Below are 22001 nucleotides of genomic sequence, written 5' to 3'. Positions count from 1 at the left end.
GTCTGTCCTGCCGTATCAGGTCCCCGGCTTAGGGTTCGAACTTGTAGCCCAGCCCGCGGACGGTGATGAGGTACCGCGGCGCCGACGGGTCAGGCTCGATCTTGCTGCGCAGGCGTTTGACATGGACGTCCAGGGTCTTGGTGTCCCCGACGTAGTCCGAGCCCCAGACCCGGTCGATCAGCTGCCCCCGGGTCAGCACCCGGCCGGAGTTCCGCAGCAGCATCTCCAGCAGTTCGAATTCCTTCAGCGGCAGCGGGACCTGCTGCCCACCGACACTGACCACGTGCCGTTCCACGTCCATCCGGACCGGACCGGCCTGCACGGTGCTGGCGACCAGTTCCTCCGGTTCACCCTGCCGGCGCAGCACAGCCCGGACCCGGGCGACAAGCTCACGGGAGGAGTAGGGCTTGGTAACGTAGTCATCGGCTCCCAGTTCCAGTCCCACCACCTTGTCGATTTCCGAGTCCTTGGCCGTCAGCATGATGACCGGAACGGAGGAGCGCTGCCGCAGCTGGCGGCAGACCTCGGTGCCGGACTGGCCAGGAAGCTGCAGGTCCAGAAGGACCAGGTCTGCGCCGTTGCGGTCGAATTCGGTGATGGCGTCAAGCCCGTTGTCCACCACCTCCACCTCGAATCCTTCCTTGCCCAGCAGGTAGGACAGGGGGTCGCTGAACGACTCTTCGTCCTCGACAATCAAAATCCGGCTCAAGCGCTGGCTCCTTGCTCATGGACGCCTGCGGCGTCGCGACTGTGTGATCCCGTGGTCGGGGCGGTTGATCGCGGGGCGGCCTGCGCCCCGGTTTTGCGGGCGTCAGGCTCGTCCTGGCCTTCCATTTCCGGAAGCCGGATGGTGAACGTGGAGCCCTGCCCGGGCTGTGACCAGAGCGTCACTTCGCCGCCGTGGTTGGAGATGACGTGTTTCACGATGCTCAGGCCCAGGCCGGTGCCGCCGGTGTGGCGGGACCGGGCGGAGTCGACCCGGTAGAAGCGTTCGAAGACGCGTTCCTGGTCCTCGGGGCTGAGCCCTTCGCCCTGGTCCGTCACGGACACTGCGACCAGACCGTCCTTGGCGCGGACCCCCACACCTACCCGGGTGTTCTCCGGGGAGTAGCGGATCGCGTTGTCGATCAGGTTGCGCAGCGCGGTCACGAGCAGGTCCTGGTCGCCGTAGACCATCGCGTCGGCCCGGCCGCCGACCACCAGCTGGATGTTCTTGGTCTCCGCCGGCAGCTGGGACCGGTCCACAGCCTCCGAGACCACGGTGTTGATGTCCACGGGCCGTCCCTGCTGGGCAACGTTGGCGCCCTGCAGCCGGGACAGTTCAATGATGTCCTGCACGAGGGCGGCCAGCCGCGCGGACTCCTTGTGCATGCGTTTGGCGAAGCGCCGGACGGCCTCGGGATCGTCCGCGGAGGATTCCAGCGCTTCCGCCAGCAGCGAGACGGCTCCGACAGGTGTCTTCAGCTCATGCGAGACGTTGGCGACGAAGTCGTTCCGGACTTCCTCGGTGCGGGTGAATTCGGTCCGGTCATCGGCGAGCAGGAGGATGTATTCCTCCGCGATCATGGCCGCCCGGACCTGGACCACGATGGTCCCCTGACCCAGCGGGCCGCGGGGCAGTTCGAGCTGCCTTTCGAGGATGACGCCGTCGCGCCGCACCTTGGCGGTCATTTCCAGCAGCTGTCCATGGACGACGGTGTGGCCGCGCACCAGCCCGTAGGCGTAGGCCGCGGGACTGGCCCGCACAACGCCGTCGATCGCGTCCACCACCACAAAAGCACGTCCCACGGCTGCCAGCACCTCCGCGGCGCCGTCGGGCAGAGCGGGATCGTCAAACTCCATATCCACGAGCTGGCGTTGCTGCTCACTTACCCGGAATGCGAGCACGCCGAAGATACCAAGCGACAGGCCGATCAGGCCGGCGATCACACCGATGAGCATTGGATCCACGGCTCCAGCTTATGCGCTGCCCCGCGGCCAAAACTGAAATCTCACGCCATTGTGGCCCCGGTTCAGCTAACGTTCACCTATTGGGGCGTAACAGTTCACCTCAGACTGCGAGAGTTGACAGTTGAAGCGCCGAGAGGTGAACCGAACTAGGCCGGCTGCTGCGGCGGCCGGCAATATTTCCGAGGAAAGGACGCACACGTGCGTAAGGTTTTTCAGGAAGAGCTCGTCCAAGTGGGGGAACAGCTCACCGAGATCTCCAAGCTGGTCAGCGAGGCCATCGAGAAGGCCACGACGGCCTTCGAAGGCGCGGACATCGACCTGGCCGAGGACGTTATCGCGGCCGACGCCCGGATCGACTTCCTGCAGAACAGCCTCGACGAGCGCGCCATCGACATCCTGGCCCTGCAGGGTCCTGTAGCCAGCGACCTCCGCATGATCGTGGGGTCCCTGCGGATGAGCGCCTCGCTGGAGCGGATGGGCGACCTGGCCCGCCATTTGGCGCAGCTGGCCCGGCTCCGCTACCCGGCGACGGTGGTCCCCGAGCAGCTCCGCGAGACCTTCAAGAGCTTCGCCGAGCAGGACCTGCTGATCGCCAACAAGCTGACCGTCCTGCTGGAAACCCGTGACCTTGGTGTGGCCCGGGACATCATGAAGGCCAACAACACGGTCAACGATCTGCACCTGAGCGTGTTCAAGGCGATCGCCCGGAGCGACTGGCAGGAGTCCCCGGCCACCACCGTGGACGTCGCCCTGGCCAGCCGCTACTTCGAACGCTTCGCCGACCACGGCGTCTCGGTCGCCCAGAAGGTGACCTACCTGGTCACCGGGGCGTGGCAGCCGAACAGCATCGAACACAGCTAGCGCCGCGGGCAGCACCGCGGAACAAACGACGGCGGCCGGTCACCCTGGGGTGACCGGCCGCCGTCGTTGTGTCCTGGACCGTTACTTCTTGCCCTGGTTGGCCACTGCCTGGATGGCTTCGGCGGCCGCCTCGGGGTCGAGGTACGTGCCTCCAGGGTTCAGCGGCTTGAAGTCCTCGTCCAGTTCGTAGACCAGCGGGATACCGGTGGGAATGTTCAGGCCGGCGATGGCCTCGTCGCTGATCCCGTCAAGGTGCTTGACGAGGGCGCGCAGCGAGTTGCCGTGCGCCGTGACCAGGACGGTCTTCCCGGCCTTGAGGTCTTCCTTGATGTCCGATTCCCAGTACGGCATCAGGCGGATCAGGACATCTTTGAGGCACTCGGTGCGGGGAAGGGCGTCGCCGAGGTCCGCGTAGCGCGGGTCCCCCACCTGGGAGAACTCGGAATCGACGGCCAGGGGCGGCGGCGGGGTGTCGTAGGACCGGCGCCAGAGCATGAACTGCTCCTCGCCGAATTCGGCGAGGGTCTGGGCCTTGTCCTTGCCCTGCAGTGCGCCGTAATGGCGCTCGTTGAGCCGCCAGTCGCGCTTGACGTCGATCCAGCCGCGGTCGGCTTTTTCCAGGGCCATGTTCGCCGTGTTGATGGCCCGCTTCAACCGCGACGTGTAGAGGATGTCCGGAAGGATGTTGTTCTCCACGAGGAGCTCGCCGCCGCGAACCGCCTCGGCACGGCCCTGGTCATTGAGGTCAACGTCCACCCAGCCGGTGAACAGGTTCTTGGCATTCCAGTCGCTGTGGCCGTGGCGCAGCAGAATCAGCTTGTAAGTCATGGTTTTCATCCTAGCCGAGCGGCAACGGCGAGTGCCGAGCGTTACATTGATGCCGCACCGGTCCCCTTAGTGGACGCGGGATATGGTGGGAATGTGGTGCATAAGGCTGAACGCGTGGACGCCTCCGTCAGGCGGGGAGGTGCCAAGGGCGCGGTCCGGAGCGGGCGGCCAGTGGGCAACGTGACCCGCGGAACCACAAACCCGAACCGGATGCGCCGCCTGGACCGCTGGCTGACCGGGCCGCAGGCGTGGCGGCTCCGTTCCGCGGCCGACCCCCTCGTGGTCGACCTCGGCTACGGCGCCTCTCCGGCCACCGCCGTCGAACTCTTTGAGCGGCTGTCCGTGATCCGTCCGGACGTCCGGGTGGTCGGCATCGAGATCGAGCCGGAACGGGTCCGGCTCGCCCAGGAACTGGAACGGCCGGGTCTCAGCTTCCAGCTGGGCGGGTTCGAACTCCCCACTCCCGGCCGGCCGGTGCTGGTCCGCGCCTTCAACGTGCTGCGGCAGTATGAGGAAAGCGACGTCCACGACATCTGGCGGCTGGTGCAAGGCCGCCTGGCGCCAGGCGGCCTGTTCATCGACGGCACGTGCGACGAGATCGGCCGGCGCGTCACATGGGTGGCGCTCGACGCCGGCCGCCCGCTGAGCCTCAGCCTGTCGATGCGTTTCGGCAGTTTCGAGCTGCCCTCGGAGGTGGCGGAACGGCTGCCCAAAGCCCTCATCCACCGGAACGTGCCGGGCGAACGGGTCCATTCCTACCTGCAGGCAATGGACCGGGCCTGGCTGGAGGCGGCGCCGCTGGCCTCGTTCGGGAACCGGCAGCGGTGGACGGCGATGTGCCGGGCGATGCTCGACGGCGGCTGGCCGGTCCAGGACGGACCGTCGCGCTGGCGGCTCGGCGAACTCACGGTCAGCTGGGACGCCGTCGCACCCAAGGTTTGAGGGTGCCGGTGGGTGGGCCCACGCCGGCAGGGTTCCCTGAGCGAGCTTGCGAGCTGAGGGTGCCGGTGGGTGGGCCCACGCCGGCAGGGTTCCCTGAGCGAGCTTGCGAGCTGAGGGTGCCGGTGGGTGGGCCCACGCCGGCAGGGTTCCCTGAGCGAGCTTGCGAGCTGAGGGTGCCGGTGGGGACTACCAGGGGCCGTAGGGTCCCATGTTGCGGTTCCCGCCGCGGCCCGCGTCCTTGACGGCTGGGCGGACGTCGGCGAGGTACACGGAAGCGGCCGTCACCGCCGCGAGGCCGAACAGCCCCAGCGGGCCGAGGAGTCCTCCGCCGCCGCCCAGGAGGGAGAGCAGGCCGACGGCCATGGCCGCACCGGTGAGGGCAAGCCAGAAGGTCTTGGTCCGTTTGGAGACGGCTTCAAATACCGGAGCCTTGTGGCGGATGCAATCGGAGAACGCCCACACCTCAAGCACCAGGGCTACGAGGGCGAGGAGAAAGTAAACCCCGTTGTCGACATAGTAAATAAGCGTTCTTCCGTCCATACCCCTCAGCCTAGCCGTCCAGAGTCGCCAGGGCCTGCTCCAAATCGGCCCAGAGGTCCTCGACGTTTTCAATTCCGACGCTCATACGGACCAGGTTCTCGGGAACACTGGCCGGTTCGGCGACATGCCGGCGGCGGCGTTCGATCAGTGATTCCACTCCGCCCAGCGAGGTGGCCGGCAGCCACAGGTGCAGCGCACGGACCATCCGGTCGGCGGCGTCGGCCCCGCTGAGGTTACCGGCCCGGCCGCCTCCGGGGGCGACTTCAATGCACAGCACGGAACCGAAGCCCCTCATCTGCGCCTTGGCCCGCTCATGGCCCGGATCGGAGCTGAGTCCCGGGTACCGGATGCTGGCGACACGAGGGTGTGTGCTCAGGCGCTCGGCGAGCACGGCCGCCGATGCCTGCGAGCGTTCGATCCGGAGGGCAAGCGTGCGCAGTCCGCGCAACGCCAGCCACGCTTCAAAGGGGCCCGCGATCCCGCCGTGGATGGTGCGGTGGTGCAGCAGCGTGGCGCGCAGCGCGGCGTCGGAGGTCACGAGGGCGCCCAGCACCACGTCGGAATGGCCGGAGAGATACTTCGTGACCGAATGGAGGACGACGTCGGAGCCCAGCGCGAGCGGCTGCTGCACGAGGGGTGTGGAGAAGGTGTTGTCGGTGACGACGATGGCGCCTGCGGCGTGCGCGGCCGCGGCCAGCGCACGGATGTCAGCGACGCCGAGCATCGGGTTGGTGGGGCTCTCCAGCCAGAGCATGCTGGCCGGTGTTCCGCCCGCCGGCGCGAGCTGTTCCAGCACGGCGTCCGTGTCGGCGATGTCCACCGTGCGCAGTTCCAGGAAGCCTTTTTCGGCCAGTTCCGTAGCCATCACGAGCGAACCGGCGTAGCTGTGGGACGGCATCACCAGCACTCCCCCGGCCGGGACCAGGGACAGCGCGGAGCTGACCGCCGCGAGACCAGAGGCGTAGAGCAGTCCCGGCAGCGCGGCGCCTTCGAGCTGGCCCAGGGCTTCCTCGAACGGGTCCCATGTGGGGTTGGAATACCGGCCGTAGCCACGGTCGCCGTCGCCCAGCGGCCCGGTGCCGAAATAGGTCGAGGACAACACCAGCGGAGGGTTGACGGGTTGATCACGGGTGCGCGGCGGCCGGCCCGCCGCCACCACCACTGTTTCGGCGGAAAGCGAGGCTGCCTGCTGTTCGGAAAGGCTCATGGTCACAGGGTACTTCGGCGGCGCGCGGGGCCGCCAAGGCATTACGCCGGGGCGCTCGGATGTCAGGGATTGTCGGTAGGCTAGAGCAGTGACTACCCAGAACCCCGGACTCTTTATCGCGTTCGAAGGCGGCGATGGCGCCGGCAAGTCCACGCAGGCGGCCGAACTCTTCCGGGCCCTTGAGTCGCGCGGCCTCAAAGTGCTGCGGACCCGCGAGCCGGGCGGCACCCCGATCGGCGAAAAACTCCGCTCCCTCGTGCTGGACCATGGCCATGGCCACATCGACGCCCACACCGAGGCGCTGATCTTCGCGGCTTCCCGGGCCGCCCACGCCGGCCAGGTCATCCGGCCCGCCCTGGACCGCGGCGAGATCGTCCTCACCGACCGTTACATCGATTCCTCGGTGGCCTACCAGGGCGCGGGACGGGACCTCGGCACGGACGCCGTCCGGACAATCAACGAATGGGCCACGTCCGGCCTCCAGCCGGATCTCACCGTGCTGCTCGACGTCGACCCGGCGGTCGGCCGCCGCCGGCGCACAGCAGGAGATACCGGCGAGGACCGGCTGGAATCCGAGGCCGACGAATTCCATACGAAGATCCGGACCGCTTTCCTTGACCTTGCCGCGGCCCGGCCGGAAAAGTATCTGGTGCTCGCCGCGCACCTGCCGGTCGAAGAGCTGGCCGCACGGATCCTCGAAAGGGTCGAATCCCTGCTGTCCCTGTCCGGCCGCGTGAACGCATGACTGTCTGGGACGACCTCCGGGGCCAGCCCGCCGTCGTCGCGCAATTGCGCCAGGCGGCCGAGGGCGACGGGCTCAACCATGCCTGGCTTTTCACCGGGCCGCCGGGTTCCGGCCGGTCCAACGCTGCGAAGGCCTTTGCGGCGGCCCTGAACTGTGACCAGGCGGAAGTCAACCGTCGTGGCTGCGGCGAATGCGCTGCCTGCCTGACCATCCTCGGTGAAACACACTCGGACGTGGCCTTCGTGCGCACCGAGAAAGTCACCATCACCATCGACGAGGCCCGCGATCTCGTGGCCACCGCAGGCAACCGGCCGTCGTCGGCCCGCTGGCGCATCATCGTCGTGGAAGACGCGGACCGGATGGCGGAGCGCACCACCAACGTCCTCCTCAAGGCCATCGAGGAACCGACTCCCCGCACCGTGTGGATGCTGTGCGCGCCGTCCCCCGCCGACGTCCTGGTCACTATCCGCTCGCGGTGCAGGGCGGTGGCGCTGCGGCTGCCGCCAGCCGCCGACGTCGCGGCCCTGCTGGTCAAGCGCGACGGCGTGGACCAGGCCGTCGCGGAACGCGCGGCCCGCGCGGCTCAGAGCCACGTCGGGATCGCCCGCAGGCTGGCCCGGGATCCCGAGGCCCGGGAGCGCCGGCTCGAAACCGTGCGGTTCCCGCTGGGCCTCCGCGGCGTCACGGCGGCGGTCCTGATGGCGGAGAAGCTGGTCAAGATCGCCACAGAGGAAGCCAACAGCTCCAACGATGAGCGTGATGCAGCGGAGAAAATTGCGCTGCTAGCCACCCTGGGAGCCCCGGAAAGCGGCACTTTGCCCCCGCCCATGCGCGCCCAGGTGAAACAACTCGAGGACGACCAGAAACGCCGCGCCAAGCGTTCCGTGACCGATTCCCTTGACCGCACACTCACCGACCTGTTGTCCTTTTACCGGGATGTGCTCATCATCCAGATGGGGAACGCCGTTGAACTCGTCAACCTTGAACTCAGAAGCGAACTCGAAGAATTCGCCAAGAATTCCAGTGCCGAAACCACGCTTGGCCGCATGGACGCCATTAACAAGGCCCGGAAGCGGATCACGACCACCAACGTGGCTCCGCTGCTGGCCATCGAGTCCATGGCCAGCAGTCTTATCTGACCGTTTCCCGTCCGACCACGTTTCCGCTGTCCGCCTTGGCTGCCTGCCCGGCCCGGGGCGGCCGGCCCCGTCCCTCCGTTCCAATCCATCGAGGAGAACCGCATGATGTCTGCACGACCAGGCCCCGCCAGATTCCGATCCGTCGCGATCGGTGCGCGGGCTGTCGGCGCCATGGCGCTGGCCATGGTGCTCGCCTCGTGCAGCCTCTTCGGCGGGGAGTCCAAAAACGCCAACCCGGGGCAGCCCGATCCCGCGATTGCTGCCTCGGCGCCGGCCGAGCTCCGCAGCTTCTACTCGCAGCAGGTCAAGTGGACGCCGTGCGAGAGCGACTTCGAGTGCGCCAAGGTCAAGGTCCCGCTGGATTACAGCAAGCCGGACGGGGACAGCATCGAAATAGCTGCCATCAAGCTGGCCACCAAAGGCACGAAGAAGGGCAGCCTGCTGGTCAACCCGGGCGGTCCCGGCGGCTCGGGTTATGACTTCGTCAAAGACGCCGGGCCCACCAACATCTCCGCCAAGGTCCGCGCGAACTACGACATTGTCGGCTTCGACCCGCGGGGCGTGAAGCGCTCCGCACCGGTCAGCTGCCTCACCGACCCGGAACGCGATGCCTCCCGCGCCAAGATTTACGCGCTGAACACCGACGCCGGCCTGGACGCTGCCCTCGCCGACAACCAAGAAATCGCGGCCAAGTGCGCCGAAAAGACGGGCCCCCTCCTGGGCCACATCGATACCGCGACCGCGGCGAGGGACCTTGACGTCCTGCGCGGCGCGCTGAACGACACGAAACTGAACTACCTCGGCTACTCGTACGGGACGTTCCTCGGTTCCACCTACGCCTCGTTGTTCCCGGACAACGTGGGCCGGATGGTCCTGGACGGTGCCCTCGATCCCGCGATCAGCTATGAGGAGCTAACCAGCGGACAGGCCAAGGCCTTCGAGAAGGCCCTCCGCGCGTACGTGGAGAAGTGCCAGCAGGAGAGCACGTGCCCGCTGAGCGGCAGCGTGGACGACGGAATCCAGCAGATCCGCAATCTCATCCAGACCGTGGAGGCGAACCCGATGCGGGCCAAGGACGGCCGGATCGTCTCGGCGTCGACCCTCGTCACCGGAATCATCGTGCCGCTCTACAACGACGGCAACTGGCCGATCCTTACCCAGGCCCTCGACCAGATCCAAAAGGGCGATCCGACCCAGTTCCTGCGCCTGGCCGACTTCAACGCCGACCGGCAGCCCGACGGCACTTACTCGTCGAACAGCACCTTTGCGTTCAACTCCATCAACTGCCTGGACTACCCCATGGTGACGGACACCGCGGGGATGCGTGCCGACGAACAGCAGCTGCGCCAGGACTCCCCGACGCTCGGGTACTACTTTGCGTACGGCGGGACCAACTGCAAGGACTGGCCTTACAAGGCAGTCCGGACACCGGCGCCGGTGGAGTACAAGGGCTCTGCCGGGATCGTTGTCGTGGGGACCACCGGGGATCCGGCCACACCGGTGGAATGGGCCAGCTCGCTGCGGAAGCAGCTGGGCAATGCCTCGCTGCTGACGTGGAAGGGTGAGGGCCACACCGCCTACGGCCGTTCCAACGACTGCATCGGCAACGCCGTCGACAACTACCTGGTGGACGGAAAGTCACCCGCGGACAACACCGTCTGCTAAGACTCCCTTGCGCCCCGGGTCCGCACGCGGCCGGGTCCGCGGGGACGTCGGCCGGGGACTGCGTGAGCTCATTTTGACCCGGGCGGCGGAACTCTATTACAGTTGTCTCTTGCATGATCCGCCCGGTTCGCCGGGATGCATGCGGTTGCTTCCTTAGCTCAGTTGGTAGAGCGTCTCACTCGTAATGAGAAGGTCGCCAGTTCGATTCTGGCAGGAAGCTCGGGAAGAACCCCCGGAAATCAATGATTTCCGGGGGTTCTGTCGTTTCCGTCGAAAGCGGTGGGCCCGGCACGCTGACGGCGGGCGCAGGGGGTCCGGTGCGGCCGGTTTCCTTGCCTGACCTGCCGAAACGTATGATTCGGACTGGAGCTGCCGAGCGCGCTTCAGCCGGCACCGCTGCTTGGGGGAAAATTGGGAATCAGCAAGACGTTGGGCGCATCGCTGCTGGCGGTCGTAATCCTGCTCGGCCCGGTCGCTGCAGCTGTTGCCAGCCCGGCGCAGGCAGCCACGAAGGCCGCGTCCACCTCACTGGCCCTCTTCGACCAGAGCAACCGGCAGACGATCATCGAAACCTTCGACGGGATCAATGCCTTCCGCGCGTCCAAGGGCCTGAAGCGCCTCAAATTCAACGTTGCCATCGGATCCATCTCCCAGAAGTGGAGTAAGACAATGGCGGCAGAGAGCGCGTTCTATCACAACAGTGATTACGTCTCCGGTGCGGCGGCCGGGTGGGATTCGGCGGCCGAAAACATCGCCTGGGCCACGTGGCGCTCCAGCGGCCAGTTCTTCGTGGACATGTGGATCAATTCGCCGGTGCACAACGTGAACATGTCACGCCCGGACGACGACTACCTGGGCATCGGCGTCGCCGCTGCCCAGGACGGTGCCACCTACGCGACCGCAAACTTCTTCAGCTACCGGGACGGAGTGGTCCTGCCAGGGTCGTACAACCATCCCCGCGACTACTTCAATGGCCTTCCGGCAATCGGCACCGCCGTCAAAGTAACCGCCCCCGCCCCGACGTTCAACCGCGCCACCGGCAAATACACCATCCCGTCCCGGACTGGCGTTGTCTACGCCGTCAACGGCGCCGCCAAGGCCAAAGGCACGTACAGCGGCAGCGCGAAGATCGCCGTTACCGCGAAAGCAAAGGCCGGCTACACCCTGAGCGGCACCGCCTCCTGGACCTACGACTTCACCCCGGTCAGGGCCTCCCCTGCCGCCCCGAGCTTCAATAAGGCCACCGGCACTTACGCGATCCCAAAAAAGACCGGCGTGGTTTACTCCGTGGGCGGCAAGGCCGTGGCCGCCGGGACGTACAAGAGCAGCGGGCGCCGAATTGCCGTCACGGCTGCCGCTGCCCCCGGGTACAAACTGTCCGGGACGTCCAGCTGGACGGGAGACTTCCGCAAGGCGGTGACCCCGGCGAAACCGGCCCTGAACAGCAGCACTAACAAATACAAGATCCCGGCCCAGGCGGGCGTGACCTACTCCGTGGGCGGAAAGGCCGTGAGGGCCGGAACGTACACCGCAGTGAACGGCAAAGTCCTGAAGTTCAACGCGAAGGCCTCCGGGTCAACGTACCGGCTCACCGGCACACAGGATTGGTCCTTCCGCTTCTGACGGGCTTCTCCCCGCGCGGTCTTGTCCGAACAGCCCGGCCAGGAGCCGATCGGACTCCGACTGTGCCCCGACGTCGGAAGCCCCGCCGGTGACCAGCAGCTCATCGGCTCCGGAGGACGCGAGCAGGTCCTCCAGCTGCGACTGCACCTCGGAAGCTGTGCCGTAGACCGACGTCGACAGGCTCGCGTCAACCGCTTCCCTTTCCCGGACAGTCAGCGCTGCCAGGTCCGCCGGGCCAACCGGCGCCAAGGGCGCGAATTCGCCGGTGGATCTCGAGCGGGCCAGTGCGACCGCTTCAGGCAGGAGCAGCTCCCTTGCCGCCTGGCTGCTGGCCCCCACCGCCACGTTGGCAGAGACCACAACGAACGGCACGTCGAACCATCGCGAGGGGCGGAACTGGGACCGGTATCTTTCCAGCGCAGGCAGTTTCCCGCTTCTGTCCGTCCTAAACACGGCGGGCCCGCCCAACACCACGGCCAGACCGGCCCGGGCGGCAATGTCGATCCCCGCACCCGTGGCCAGCACAAAAACCGGGGTTGCCGACTCGTTTTGCGGCCGCGCTGTGACCGGGGCACTTCCCGAGAGATACGCAAGGAGTTCGGCCAGATCGTCTGCAAACCGCTCCGAGTCCTGCTTCCCGGCACGCAGCGCGTTCCTGACGGCCGGCGTGAATCCGACGGACCGGCCAACGCCCAAGTCGATGCGTCCGGGATGAAGGGCTTCCAGGGTGGCTGCCTGCTCGGCCACGACGAGGGGTTGGTGGTTAGGGAGCATGATGCCGCCCGAACCGACCCGGATGGAGTGCGTCCGGGCGGCAATGGCGGCCATCAGCACGGCCGGAACGGATCCGTCGATGCCGGGAACCGCGTGGTGTTCGGCGACCCAAAAGCGGTGGTATCCCAATTCCTCCGCCTGCCGGGCGCGTTCGAGTACGCGGTTCAGGGTTTCCGCAGCGGGAAACCCGGTCCGGGCGTTGGCACGGTCGAGGAGGGAAATCCGGGGAAGGGAAAAGGCCATACTGCTGGAACTACTCCGGCGGGGGAGGAATTCCGTGTTCTGAGCCTACCGCCGGAGTTTGTGCAGCTTCGGGCCGTAGAGCCGTAATCAACGTGCCCTACTGGAACGTGGCGACGGTGTAGATCATGTTGTGGTCTGAGGGCGGGCGTCCCCCCACCATCTGGTTGCCAAATGCCGTCCAGTTCTCCCAGTACACGACCGTGATACCGGTGACGGAACCGGCATACACCTGGTCGATGCGGTAACCGCCGACCCTTGGCCTCCGGTACTCGTTGTAGGTGTTGTACTCCGGGTGCATTCTTGTACCGGTCATCCAGTAACTGTCCCCGTACCCGATCGCGTTGAGCCTGGCCGTCTGCGGGGCGGAGTTGCTGGAAGTGTCGTTGAAGTCCCCGGTCACAAATGCCGGCAACCCACCGGGGTTGACCCGCTTGATCTCGGCCGCGAGCATTGCGGCTTCGGAATTGCGGGCAGCCTGCGCGCCGGCGCCGACCTCAAAATGCGTGTTGAAGACGAAAAAATCGTGGCCTGTCGCCCGGGACTTCAGTTTTACCCAGGTCATCGCGCGGCCAAAGTCCGGATACCGCTTGTACTCGAAGATCTTGTAACTGGCTGCGGTCAGTTTGAACAACCCCGAACGCCACAAGATCGGGATCGGTTCCGCCGTGCCGTTGGCCGGCTGGTACATGGCATAGCCGGTCGCCTTCCGAATATCTGCGGCCTGGGTGTACAGACGCGGACCAATGGTGATGTCCGGCGCTTCCTGAATGCCGATCACGTCAGGCTTCACAGCGTTGATGCTATTTTTGATGCCGACAAGGCGCGCATCCCACCGAGGGATTTCGGGCTGGGACACCTCCCGCCAGGCCGAGTCAACGTTGTAGGAAGCGACTTTGACGGTTGTGGTGCCTGCCGCGGTTGACGGTGCGGCACCGAACATGGACGTCCCGACGACAAATAGAATCACCGCTGCGACGGTGACGGGACTCGGCTTCCTGGACTGGCTGAGGTCAGGATTAATCAGCTGGAAAGATAGCAACGCATTCCCCGTTCGCTTATCCTCAACCGGCCTGAAGGGTATCTCAATAACGCGAGTTATGAGGACTGAATTTTAGCGCCGGGGCGCGGTCAGGCACAGAGCATTTGCCAAACCTCGAGCGCCAGTTCACCAGGGGGCCGGACGAATGCGGGTGGGAGCGCGGAGCCGGCGACAGCACTTGTCATTGGACCGGCGGTCGGCAAGCCTAGGTACATGGAACGGCCCGGCCGGAGGGTGCCAGCCCGCATACCGGAGCGCCCCGCCGCGGCGGCCCGGACGCGGCGGCGCCTGCCCTGGGGACCGGTGGTCGGGTTCGGCCTGGTAAGCCTGCTGGCCGACGTCGTTTCCGATGGCGCCCGTCCGCTGGCGGGACCACTGCTGGCCCAGCTCGGCGCCTCCGCATTGCTCGTGGGCCTCGTGACCGGCGGTGCCGAGGCAGCCGCGCAGGGCCTCCGGCTGGTCTTCGGACCCTGGGCGGACCGGACCCGCAGGTATTGGACTTTCACGATGGCCGGGTATGCGCTCACGGCTGTCTGTGTCCCGGTCCTCGCGCTGACGCCGCTGGTGGGGGCGGCCGGACTGCTCCTGGCCTGCGCGCTCATCATCGGCGACAGGGTGGGGAAGGCGGTCCGCAGCCCCGCAAAGACCGTGCTGCTGGCCGCCGTCGCCACGCCCGTCGGGCGCGGCCGTGGCTTCGCGGTCCACAAGTCGCTCGACCTCGCCGGGGCCCTGCTCGGGCCGCTCCTGGTCTCCGCGGCGCTTGCCGCCACCGGGCTCCTGCCGGTGGCCTTCGCGGTGCTGGCCGTTCCGGCGGCCGCGGCGCTGTTCCTGTTGGCCTGGCTGCGCCGCCGGCTCCAGGATCCGGGCACCGCCAAGCCGCCGCAAGGCCCGACGTCGGCGTCCGAACCGGCGGCGGGCCGGGCGCCGACGCTGCCCGGGACATTCTTCCTGTTCGCCGTCGCGGCCTTCTTCTGGAGCGCGGGCCTGGTGGCGTTCGGTGTCATCTCCTTTCACCTGACGACGGCGGTGGCCGTTCCGGTGCCGGTGGTTCCGCTGCTGTACGCCGGGGCGATGGGTGCTGCGGCGCTCGGCGCCCTTGCGAGCGGCGTCGCCTACGACCGTGCCGGGCCGGGCGTTCTCCTCGCCCTGCCGGTCCTGATTGCCGCCGTGCCGGTCCTGGCATTCGCCCCGGGAGCCGGCTTGGTCCTGGCCGGCGTCCTGGTCTGGGGAGCCGCCACGGGTATCCAGGACTCCACGGTCAAGGCCCTGATTGCCGACCTTGTCCCGGAATTCCGGCAGGGCACTGCGTACGGAGTGTTCGCGGCCTTCGAGGGGGCGGGATTGCTGGCGGGCGGGGCCCTGTACGGTGCGCTCTACAACACGATGCCCCTGCTGATCGGGGCGGTGGCAACGCTGCAGGCGGTCGCCTTTGTGGTCCTCCTGGTGACCCTGCGGACCTCGCGTCACTCTTGAGACCGCGGTAGCCAGGGGCGGGGCCACTGCTTCTATGATTCATGCATGGGAGAGCTGGAGCTAGCGGGCATTGCGGCAGGACTCTATGCCCTGCCATTCGACGACTTTGTGGCCGCCCGGACGGCCGCGGCGAAAGACGTGGCCGCCGCAGCGCCCGCAAAGGGACCGGCGGCACAGCAACAGCGGTCCCTCGCCGCGGACGTGCGGTTGCTGCCCAAGCCGTCCGTGGCAGCGTGGACCGTGAACATGCTCGCGGTGCAAAGGCCCGAAACGCTCCGTGAACTCGCCGAGCTGGGGCAGTCCATGCGCGCCGCGCAATCGGCCCTCGACGCGGCGGAACTCCGTCAGTTGGCCCAACAACGGCGGCAGCTCCTGGCCGCGGCCGTCCGGGATGCCCAGGCAGTGGCAGCTGGGAACGGCCGGAAGATCAGCGGTGCGATCGCTACGGAAGTGGAAGAGACACTGCGCGCCGCCACGGCGGACGAAGGCGCCGCGGCGGCGGCACAGAGCGGGCGCCTGCTCCGGGCACTGTCCGCCGACGGCGTCGACGTCGTCGACCTGGCCGGCGCCGTGGCGCTGCCCTCCGTTGCTGTCCCCACGACAGCTCCGTTTTCCTCGACAGCCTCGTCCGGCGCTTCCCGGACCGCAGCCCTTTCCGGACCTTCCCGGACGGCGCAACCGGCGGCCCAACCCCGGCTGCGGGCAGTGAGGGAGGAACCCCGGCCGGCCACGCCGTCGGCGCTGGAGCGCGCCCGGGCCGCGTTCGACGAGGCCGAACAGGCCGCGCGGGAGGCCACCGAAGAAGCCCTGCGGTCCGGGCACGAACTGGGCGAGGCTCGGTCGCTCGCGGCCGGGCTGGCCGATGCGGCACGCCGCCTCAGGCAGCAGCTGGAGCAGACTGAACTGGACCTCAAGGCGGCGCGCAAACGGCACGAGGTGGCCGCCGCACAGGCACAGCAGGCAGTCCGGGCCTCGGACAGGGCACAGCGCAAGGAGGACCTCGCCCGGGAGCGGGTGCTGCGGCTTGGCAACACGCCGGGCTAGGGACCGGATACTGTCGTAGGCCGGTTGCACACTTAATTCATGGAAACGAACCAGTACTTTGAAGTGACGTATCTGGACACCGACTGCGGCCGGGTCCGCACCGAGGCCTTCGACGCCGCCGCCGATGCCGAGCGTTTCGCGAGCCGCCGGGTTCAGGACGAGGACGGCTGGGCGGTCATCGACGCCGTCCCGCTGCTGCAGCACAAGAAGGCCGCCTGAGCCGCCGGAGCATCGGACGGCGAACCCGACGGACCTGCCCAGCAGAAAGGGCCCCCACCCGTATCGGGTGAAGGCCCCTGCCGCGGTCCGTGGTTCAGCTGCCTAGTTTATCCGGCGGCTGAGGCGAACCGTTGGGCTAGGCGAAGTCGGAGACTGCCGGGTCGGGGCCGATCCGTCCGGCGCCCTCCGCCGAGTTGTCCAGGCCGTTGATGGCCTGCACGTCGGTCTCATCCAGCGTGACATCCAGCGCCGCGTAGTTCTCGCGGATCCGGGACTCGGTCACGGACTTGGGGATGACGACGTTGCCGATGGCGAGGTGCCACGCGATCACGATCTGGGCCGGCGTGGCGTTGTGCTTCGCCGCGATCTGGGCGATCACGGCGCTCTCCAGGAGTTCGCCGCCCTGGCCCAGCGGCGACCATGCCTGGGTGAGGATACCCTTGGAGGCGTTGAACTCACGGAGGTCGGCCTGGTTGAAGAACGGGTGCAGTTCGACCTGGTTGATGGCCGGCACAACGCCGGTCTCGTCGATCAGGTGCTGCAGGCCTTCCTTGGTGAAGTTGGAGACGCCGATGGTCTTCACACGCCCCTGCTTCTGCAGCTCGATGAGCGCCTTCCAAGTGTCGACGTACTTGTCCTGCTTCGGCTGCTGCCAGTGGATCAGGTACAGGTCCAGGGTCTCGAGGCCAAGCCGCTCCATGGAGGACTCGAACGCCTTCAGCGTGGACTCGTAGCCCTGGTCCGCATTCCACAGCTTGGTGGTGATGAAGATTTCCTCGGGCTTGAGGCCGGAGCGCTCGATCGCACGGCCGACTCCTGCTTCGTTGCCGTAGATCTTCGCGGTGTCGATATGGCGGAACCCGGCTTCGAAGGCCTGGACAACCACCTTTTCGGCTACATCGTCTTCAACCTGCCACACCCCGTAGCCGAGCTGGGGGATGGTGTTGCCGTCATTGAATGTCAGTTCCGGAGAAGAAGTCATCCGCCCATCCTGCCAACCTCCGCGCGGTCCTGCCAGTGCAGAGGCAACGCTAAGCTAGCCGCGTAACCGGGAATACCTGCAGGCCGCGGTTCGTCGCAGGAGGTCTCAGTCCCCGGCGGAGGCTTCGGCAAGACGCCTTTCGGCGTCGCTGACGTGTTCCTGCACCGATTCTGCCCGCCGCCTGACCGACACCGCGCCGACCGGGACGGGCCCGACGGCGAGCCGGAGCATCGCCGCCGCCTCGGCCGTAGTGGCGAGGGAGTTTCCTGCGGTGGACAGCGAGCGGTGGACGCCGGCCAAGGCGCCGGGGATGTCGAGGCCGTCGCTGGGCGAGCGCCGCTGGGCCTCGACGCAGACCACCCTGACCCGGACGGCGAGTTCGGACAGCTCATTGGCGATGTCCACGAGTTCGTTATAGAGCGCTTCGTCCTCCACGCCTTCCAGGACCTGATGGTACCGGTCCAGGCCGCGGGTGAAGCGGTCATGGGCACGCCGCCAGAGGCCTTTGCCGAGTTCGGCGTCGTCTTTCTTGCCCTGCCGGGCGGTACTGAAGAAGCCCAAGGGTGTCCTAGAGGTACTGGCCGGGACCGTGGTCCGGATCGGCGGGCTCGGGCGTTTGGGCGGGGACCGCTCCGGGCCTGGGCGCGGCGGCCCGCTGCGGTTCGCCGTTCTCTCCAATGACGACGCCGGGGGCAATCACCGTTCCCGGCGGCAACTGGCGTAGCTGCATCTGCGCGAAGGTGTGCTCCCTGGCAGCGTGCTGCGTCGCGATGGCCGTCTGAATCCCGTGGAAGAGTCCTTCGAGCCAGCCGACCAGCTGGGCTTGGGCGATCCGCAGTTCTGCATCCGAGGGAGTGGCGTCATGCACGAAGGGCAGGTTGATCCGCTCAAGCTCGGCAACGAGCTCGGGTGCGAGGCCGTCCTCAAGTTCCTTGATCGAACGTTCATGGATGGCGGCAAGCCGGGTCCGGGCCGCGTCATCAAGGGGCGCGGACTTCACTTCGTCCAGTAGTTGCTTGACCATGGTGCCGATGCGCATGACCTTCGCGGGCTGGTCCACCAGGTCCTGCAGCTGGGTGCCCCTCAGGTGCTCGGACGAGGCCGGCCCGGGCTGCGGCGTCCGCGGTTTGTCGGCCAAGGGCGCGGCCTCGTCCAGGGTGGTGCCCTCGACGGGAACGTCTTCGGCAGGGTGCGTGGCGTTCGGATCGCTCATGGCTTCATACTCTCACGCGCCGGTCCGGAAACCTGCCGGCCGCTGCGTCCGCGAAACCGCAGGGACATACCAACGGAGGAGGACGCCGTCGGGCACTATTGTGCAAGACGGCGTCCTCCCGAAAAGCGGCCGGATCAACAACCCGGGTCAGCAGCACCTGCCCTGCGGGTTGCTGTCCTGCCGGTCCGTCTGATCACGCCAGAACTCCCGCTCCGTCATGGGCTGGGAGCCGTGACCGGCCTCGGCGTGGTGTGCCAGGTACTTCGTATAGGCATCCGCGCCCATCACGCCGCCGAGATACCGGGCGAAGCCCCGGAATGCTGCAAGCACCGCATTCATGACTTTCTCCGTATCAGTGGTGGGCGGCCTTTTCGAACCGCTTGTCCGCCGGGAGCTTGTTCCATTCGGCCAGGAGCTCACGCTCGGACGCCGTAGGCAGCGGACCCGCCGGGGCGAAAACGCGGGACGGCAGGGCGGGATCCTCGTGGTCGTTGTTGGCCACGCCGGCCCTGGCGTTGCGGAACGCCTTGTAGGTGGCCAGCAGCGCCGTCGCGATGACGATGATGCTGAGCACCACGAAGATGACCGAGAGCCAGCCCTGGATCGCGGTGTTGCGGACTACGGCCTCCATGGCCGGGACCGTCTTGGCCGTACCGAAGGATGTCTTGCCTTCCGCGAGGGCCTTGGAGAACGCCGCGTTGTTTGCGAAGTAGCCGACAGCGGGGGTGGAGGAGAAGATCTTCTGGTAACTGGCCGTGATGGTTACCACGGCTGCGAAGGCCAGCGGGAGTGCCACAATCCAGAGGTACTTGAAGGAACCGCGTTTCGCCGCAATGGCCATGCAGACGGACAGGGCGATGGCAGCCAGCAGCTGGTTCGCGATGCCGAACAGTGGGAACAGCGTGTTGATGCCGCCCAGCGGGTCGGTGACGCCCATCAGCAGCACGGCACCCCAGGCGCCGACCATGACGGCGGTGGCCAACCAGGCCCCCGGACGCCAGGAGTGCTCCTTGAACTTCGGGATGAAGTTGCCGACCGAGTCCTGCAGCATGAAGCGGGCAACACGCGTGCCGGCGTCGACCGCGGTCAGGATGAACAGCGCCTCGAACATGATGGCGAAGTGGTACCAGAAGCTCATCAGGGCGGTGCCGCCGATGAACTGCTGCATGATGTGGGCCAGGCCCACGGCCAGGGTGGGCGCGCCGCCGGTACGGGAGATGATGCTTTCCTCGCCCACGTTGGCTGCCGTCTCCGTGAGCAGGCTCGGGCTGATGTTCACGCCGGAGAGTCCGAGGCTGTTGACCCAGGCGGCGGCCGATTCCGCGGTGCCGCCGGTGAGGGCGGCCGGAGCGTTCATGGCGAAGTACAGACCGCGGTCGATCGAGATGGCGGCCACGAGGGCCATGATCGCCACGAAGGACTCCATCAGCATGCCGCCGTAACCGATGTAACGGCTCTGGCGTTCCTTCTCGATGAGCTTCGGCGTGGTGCCGGAGGCGATCAGCGCGTGGAAACCGGACAGGGCGCCGCAGGCAATGGTGACGAACAGGAACGGGAACAGGGCACCCGGGAAGACCGGACCGTTGTCGCGGCTGGCGAACTCGCTGAAGGCCGGGACGGTGATTTCCGGGCGGACCACGATGACGGCCAGGGCCAGCATCACAATGACGCCGATCTTCATGAAGGTGGAGAGGTAGTCGCGCGGTGCCAGCAGCAGCCAGACCGGCAGGATCGCGGCGATGAAGCCGTAGACAATGAGAGCCCAGGCGAGAGTGACCTTGTCCAGGGTGAAGAGCGCGGCACCCCACTCGGTGTTGGCGACGGCGCCGCCGCCGATGATGGCCGCCATCAGCAGCACGAAGCCGATCAGGGAAACTTCCATGATTTTCCCGGGCCGGATGAAGCGCAGGTACACACCCATAAAGAGGGCGATCGGGATGGTCATGCCGACGGAGAAGACACCCCAGGGGCTCTCGGCCAAAGCGTTCACTACGACGAGGGCGAGGATGGCGACAATGATCACCATGATCAGCAGGGTAGCGATCAGTGCGGCCGCGCCGCCGATGACGCCGAGTTCCTCGCGGGCCATCTGGCCCAGGGACCGTCCGCCGCGGCGCATGGAGAAGAACATGACGAGGTAGTCCTGGACGGCCCCGGCCAGTACGACGCCGAAGATGATCCAGATGGTGCCCGGCAGGTAGCCCATCTGGGCTGCGATGATCGGGCCCACCAGCGGGCCGGCACCGGCAATGGCGGCGAAGTGGTGGCCGAAGAGCACGTTGCGGTCCGTGCGGACGTAGTCCTTGCCGTCGGCCTTGTACTCGGCCGGGGTGGCACGCCGGTCGTTCGGCTTGAGCAGGTAGCGCTCAATGAACTTGGAGTAGAAGCGGTAGCCGATCAGGTAGGTGCAGACGGCCGCAAAGACGAACCAGATCGCGTTGACGGTTTCGCCGCGGACGATGGCGAGCATGAACCAGGCAACGGCGCCCAGCAGGGAGATTGCCACCCAGATCGCAATCTTGGTCGGCGTCCACTTGCGCTCATCGGCTTCGCGGACGGAGTCGTCCACCGAGGTGGGCGGCAGAGTCGGATCCGGCGTAATGCCGTCATCGACCTGTACGTTTTTTGGCGTGCCATCTGGCATTGTGCCCATGTCTCCTCCTTGAGAAACCCAGCCGGACAAATCCACTGTACGAATCCGTCCCAAGGCACCCTACCAATCCGGCAACTCCAGGGGTATGGCTTCACGGTAGTCGTGCGCCGGACGGTCCGGAGGCGGCGATGAACGGTCGCGGAAACGGCGGAAATGCGCCGAAGGATTAGCGCGGCGGGTTGGCCAGCTGCATCAGGCGGGCCTCGCAAAGATCGAGCCAGCGGACCTCGGCCTCGGTCTGGAAAATGAGCGAATCCAGGACCAGGAGCCGTGCGGTGTCGGCGGGGCGTCCCTGCGCCGCGGTCTCGCGGCGGGACTTCGTGTAGTCCTGCAGCGCCCTGATCGAAACTCCGCGCTGGGCCTGGATGATGGCCCCTACGTCGACGCCGGGAACGGTCAACCCGAGTGCCAGTTTGATGGCCAGCTCATTGCGTGGCGGGGTGGCGCGGGGAACGGGCGAGCCAAACCAGTTACGGACTTCGGCCAGGCCGTCGGGAGTGATGCTGTAGACCACGTGGCCTTCGCCGTCGGCGCCCTCTTTGCGGACCAGGCCGTCCCGTTCCAGCCGGTCCAGCGTGGTGTAAACCTGACCGATGTTGACGGGCCACGAGGCTCCGGTCCGGTCCTCGAACTCGATCCGCAGCTGGTATCCGTAGCGCGGGCGGTCCCGCAGGAGGGCGAGGAGGCTGTGGCGGATAGACATGATGCTCCCGGAGGTAGCGAGGACGACAGCATACACGCGCCCCAAGACGCGTGTATACCGCGTATAGAGTCACCCTACCGTCCTTGAGGGTCCCGAAGCAAAAGGCGTATGCCGGAAGCGGCATAGATCGCCTGGGCTGCCCGGCTCCGCCCCAACGT

Annotated in this window: 22 protein-coding genes and 1 tRNA gene; 10 read left to right on the top strand and 13 right to left on the bottom strand. The window is 66.9% G+C overall.

From position 1 onward, the window contains the following. Positions 1-28: 28 nt before the first annotated feature. Together ABIB51_RS16910 and ABIB51_RS16905 are read right to left on the bottom strand one after the other, a co-directional pair. Positions 29-709, bottom strand: a complete 681-nt coding sequence (locus ABIB51_RS16910; protein ID WP_354190052.1) for a winged helix-turn-helix domain-containing protein — start codon at positions 707-709, stop codon at positions 29-31. Further along, entirely contained in the window at positions 706-1941 is a 1236-nt protein-coding gene (locus ABIB51_RS16905) for a sensor histidine kinase (protein WP_354190084.1), read from the bottom strand. The genes ABIB51_RS16910 and ABIB51_RS16905 overlap by 4 nt, the downstream gene beginning before the upstream one ends. Before the next feature lie 207 nt (positions 1942-2148). Here ABIB51_RS16905 and phoU point away from each other — a divergent pair, with 207 nt between their 5' ends. Beyond that, positions 2149-2811 carry a phosphate signaling complex protein PhoU gene (gene phoU / locus ABIB51_RS16900; RefSeq protein WP_354190050.1) on the top strand — a complete coding sequence of 221 codons (663 nt, stop codon included), beginning with the start codon at positions 2149-2151 and terminating at the stop codon, positions 2809-2811. Between the two features lie 81 nt (positions 2812-2892). On the opposite strand, the gene ABIB51_RS16895 is transcribed toward phoU, so the two are convergent. Continuing rightward, positions 2893-3639, bottom strand: coding sequence for a phosphoglyceromutase (locus tag ABIB51_RS16895; RefSeq protein ID WP_354190048.1), 747 nt, complete (start codon positions 3637-3639; stop codon positions 2893-2895). Positions 3640-3732: 93 nt separating this feature from the next. On the opposite strand from ABIB51_RS16895, the gene ABIB51_RS16890 reads away from it, so the two are divergent. Then, positions 3733-4581: a class I SAM-dependent methyltransferase gene (locus ABIB51_RS16890; protein WP_502916160.1), complete on the top strand. Its 849-nt coding sequence runs from the start codon at positions 3733-3735 to the stop codon at positions 4579-4581. A gap of 186 nt (positions 4582-4767) precedes the next feature. Here ABIB51_RS16890 and ABIB51_RS16885 read toward each other — a convergent pair whose 3' ends face one another. Together ABIB51_RS16885 and ABIB51_RS16880 are read right to left on the bottom strand one after the other, a co-directional pair. Next, on the bottom strand, positions 4768-5121 hold the full coding sequence (locus tag ABIB51_RS16885) for a DUF2516 family protein (RefSeq protein WP_354190046.1): 354 nt from the start codon (positions 5119-5121) through the stop codon (positions 4768-4770). Between the two features lie 10 nt (positions 5122-5131). Further along, on the bottom strand, positions 5132-6328 hold the full coding sequence (locus tag ABIB51_RS16880) for a trans-sulfuration enzyme family protein (RefSeq protein ID WP_354190044.1): 1197 nt from the start codon (positions 6326-6328) through the stop codon (positions 5132-5134). An 88-nt stretch (positions 6329-6416) separates the two neighbouring features. Between ABIB51_RS16880 and tmk the strand changes: the two genes are divergently transcribed. The 5 genes from tmk to ABIB51_RS16855 all read left to right on the top strand — a co-directional run bounded on the left by tmk (position 6417) and on the right by ABIB51_RS16855 (position 11500). Further along, entirely contained in the window at positions 6417-7073 is a 657-nt protein-coding gene (tmk, locus tag ABIB51_RS16875) for a dTMP kinase (protein WP_354190042.1), read from the top strand. Next, the gene (locus ABIB51_RS16870) at positions 7070-8212 is read left to right on the top strand and encodes a DNA polymerase III subunit delta' (RefSeq protein ID WP_354190040.1); all 1143 of its coding nucleotides are present in this window, start codon (positions 7070-7072) and stop codon (positions 8210-8212) included. Before tmk ends, ABIB51_RS16870 begins: the two co-directional genes overlap by 4 nt. Before the next feature lie 105 nt (positions 8213-8317). Continuing rightward, on the top strand, positions 8318-9877 hold the full coding sequence (locus tag ABIB51_RS16865; protein ID WP_354190080.1) for an alpha/beta hydrolase: 1560 nt from the start codon (positions 8318-8320) through the stop codon (positions 9875-9877). Between the two features lie 147 nt (positions 9878-10024). After that, a tRNA-Thr gene (locus ABIB51_RS16860) sits at positions 10025-10097 on the top strand. Between the two features lie 191 nt (positions 10098-10288). Then, positions 10289-11500: a CAP domain-containing protein gene (locus ABIB51_RS16855; protein WP_354190038.1), complete on the top strand. Its 1212-nt coding sequence runs from the start codon at positions 10289-10291 to the stop codon at positions 11498-11500. Here the strand turns inward: ABIB51_RS16855 and ABIB51_RS16850 are convergent. Then, positions 11453-12517 carry an MsnO8 family LLM class oxidoreductase gene (locus ABIB51_RS16850; protein ID WP_354190036.1) on the bottom strand — a complete coding sequence of 355 codons (1065 nt, stop codon included), beginning with the start codon at positions 12515-12517 and terminating at the stop codon, positions 11453-11455. The two genes, ABIB51_RS16855 and ABIB51_RS16850, sit on opposite strands and share 48 nt — an antisense overlap. Positions 12518-12614: 97 nt before the next feature. Further along, positions 12615-13457, bottom strand: a complete 843-nt coding sequence (locus ABIB51_RS16845) for an endonuclease/exonuclease/phosphatase family protein (protein ID WP_354190078.1) — start codon at positions 13455-13457, stop codon at positions 12615-12617. Between the two features lie 312 nt (positions 13458-13769). Here ABIB51_RS16845 and ABIB51_RS16840 point away from each other — a divergent pair, with 312 nt between their 5' ends. From ABIB51_RS16840 to ABIB51_RS16830, 3 genes are read left to right on the top strand one after another with little or no spacing between them, the layout of a single operon-like run. Continuing rightward, positions 13770-15029: an MFS transporter gene (locus tag ABIB51_RS16840; RefSeq protein WP_354190034.1), complete on the top strand. Its 1260-nt coding sequence runs from the start codon at positions 13770-13772 to the stop codon at positions 15027-15029. 45 nt (positions 15030-15074) lie between these two features. Further along, positions 15075-16073 (top strand): hypothetical protein, encoded by a 999-nt coding sequence (locus tag ABIB51_RS16835; protein WP_354190032.1) that lies wholly within the window; start codon positions 15075-15077, stop codon positions 16071-16073. Positions 16074-16112: 39 nt separating this feature from the next. Continuing rightward, positions 16113-16292 carry a hypothetical protein gene (locus tag ABIB51_RS16830; protein WP_354190030.1) on the top strand — a complete coding sequence of 60 codons (180 nt, stop codon included), beginning with the start codon at positions 16113-16115 and terminating at the stop codon, positions 16290-16292. A 136-nt stretch (positions 16293-16428) separates the two neighbouring features. Here the strand turns inward: ABIB51_RS16830 and ABIB51_RS16825 are convergent, their stop codons facing one another. The 6 genes from ABIB51_RS16825 to ABIB51_RS16800 form a co-directional block, all read right to left on the bottom strand. Then, complete coding sequence (locus tag ABIB51_RS16825; protein ID WP_354190028.1) at positions 16429-17274, bottom strand: aldo/keto reductase; 846 nt, start codon at positions 17272-17274, stop codon at positions 16429-16431. Positions 17275-17379: 105 nt separating this feature from the next. Further along, the gene (locus ABIB51_RS16820) at positions 17380-17835 is read right to left on the bottom strand and encodes a hypothetical protein (protein ID WP_354190026.1); all 456 of its coding nucleotides are present in this window, start codon (positions 17833-17835) and stop codon (positions 17380-17382) included. 7 nt (positions 17836-17842) lie between these two features. Beyond that, a complete protein-coding gene (locus ABIB51_RS16815; protein ID WP_354190024.1) occupies positions 17843-18487 on the bottom strand; it encodes a bacterial proteasome activator family protein in 645 nt (214 codons plus the stop codon). A gap of 147 nt (positions 18488-18634) precedes the next feature. Continuing rightward, positions 18635-18826, bottom strand: coding sequence for a YbdD/YjiX family protein (locus tag ABIB51_RS16810; protein ID WP_354190022.1), 192 nt, complete (start codon positions 18824-18826; stop codon positions 18635-18637). Between the two features lie 13 nt (positions 18827-18839). After that, positions 18840-21140: a carbon starvation CstA family protein gene (locus ABIB51_RS16805; RefSeq protein WP_354190020.1), complete on the bottom strand. Its 2301-nt coding sequence runs from the start codon at positions 21138-21140 to the stop codon at positions 18840-18842. Positions 21141-21306: 166 nt separating this feature from the next. Further along, entirely contained in the window at positions 21307-21843 is a 537-nt protein-coding gene (locus ABIB51_RS16800) for a PadR family transcriptional regulator (RefSeq protein WP_354190018.1), read from the bottom strand. Positions 21844-22001: the final 158 nt, after the last annotated feature.

The organism is Arthrobacter sp. UYCu712, assembly GCF_040547005.1.
Lineage (GTDB): Bacteria > Actinomycetota > Actinomycetes > Actinomycetales > Micrococcaceae > Arthrobacter.
Note: the sequence above shows the minus strand (reverse complement) of the source record. Positions and strands in the feature narration are given on the sequence as shown.

Excerpts from the sequence above, each read along its gene's own strand:
- ABIB51_RS16895 (WP_354190048.1), bottom strand. The coding sequence starts at position 3,639 with ATGACTTACAAGCTGATTCTGCTGCGCCACGGCCACAGCGACTGGAAT.
- ABIB51_RS16830 (WP_354190030.1), top strand. The coding sequence starts at position 16,113 with ATGGAAACGAACCAGTACTTTGAAGTGACGTATCTGGACACCGACTGC.
- ABIB51_RS16865 (WP_354190080.1), top strand. The coding sequence starts at position 8,318 with ATGTCTGCACGACCAGGCCCCGCCAGATTCCGATCCGTCGCGATCGGT.
- ABIB51_RS16850 (WP_354190036.1), bottom strand. The coding sequence starts at position 12,517 with ATGGCCTTTTCCCTTCCCCGGATTTCCCTCCTCGACCGTGCCAACGCC.
- ABIB51_RS16905 (WP_354190084.1), bottom strand. The coding sequence starts at position 1,941 with ATGCTCATCGGTGTGATCGCCGGCCTGATCGGCCTGTCGCTTGGTATC.
- ABIB51_RS16810 (WP_354190022.1), bottom strand. The coding sequence starts at position 18,826 with ATGAATGCGGTGCTTGCAGCATTCCGGGGCTTCGCCCGGTATCTCGGC.
- ABIB51_RS16870 (WP_354190040.1), top strand. The coding sequence starts at position 7,070 with ATGACTGTCTGGGACGACCTCCGGGGCCAGCCCGCCGTCGTCGCGCAA.
- ABIB51_RS16880 (WP_354190044.1), bottom strand. The coding sequence starts at position 6,328 with ATGAGCCTTTCCGAACAGCAGGCAGCCTCGCTTTCCGCCGAAACAGTG.
- ABIB51_RS16845 (WP_354190078.1), bottom strand. The coding sequence starts at position 13,457 with ATGTTCGGTGCCGCACCGTCAACCGCGGCAGGCACCACAACCGTCAAA.
- ABIB51_RS16885 (WP_354190046.1), bottom strand. The coding sequence starts at position 5,121 with ATGGACGGAAGAACGCTTATTTACTATGTCGACAACGGGGTTTACTTT.
- ABIB51_RS16815 (WP_354190024.1), bottom strand. The coding sequence starts at position 18,487 with ATGAGCGATCCGAACGCCACGCACCCTGCCGAAGACGTTCCCGTCGAG.
- ABIB51_RS16800 (WP_354190018.1), bottom strand. The coding sequence starts at position 21,843 with ATGTCTATCCGCCACAGCCTCCTCGCCCTCCTGCGGGACCGCCCGCGC.
- ABIB51_RS16825 (WP_354190028.1), bottom strand. The coding sequence starts at position 17,274 with ATGACTTCTTCTCCGGAACTGACATTCAATGACGGCAACACCATCCCC.
- ABIB51_RS16805 (WP_354190020.1), bottom strand. The coding sequence starts at position 21,140 with ATGGGCACAATGCCAGATGGCACGCCAAAAAACGTACAGGTCGATGAC.
- ABIB51_RS16840 (WP_354190034.1), top strand. The coding sequence starts at position 13,770 with ATGGAACGGCCCGGCCGGAGGGTGCCAGCCCGCATACCGGAGCGCCCC.
- ABIB51_RS16835 (WP_354190032.1), top strand. The coding sequence starts at position 15,075 with ATGGGAGAGCTGGAGCTAGCGGGCATTGCGGCAGGACTCTATGCCCTG.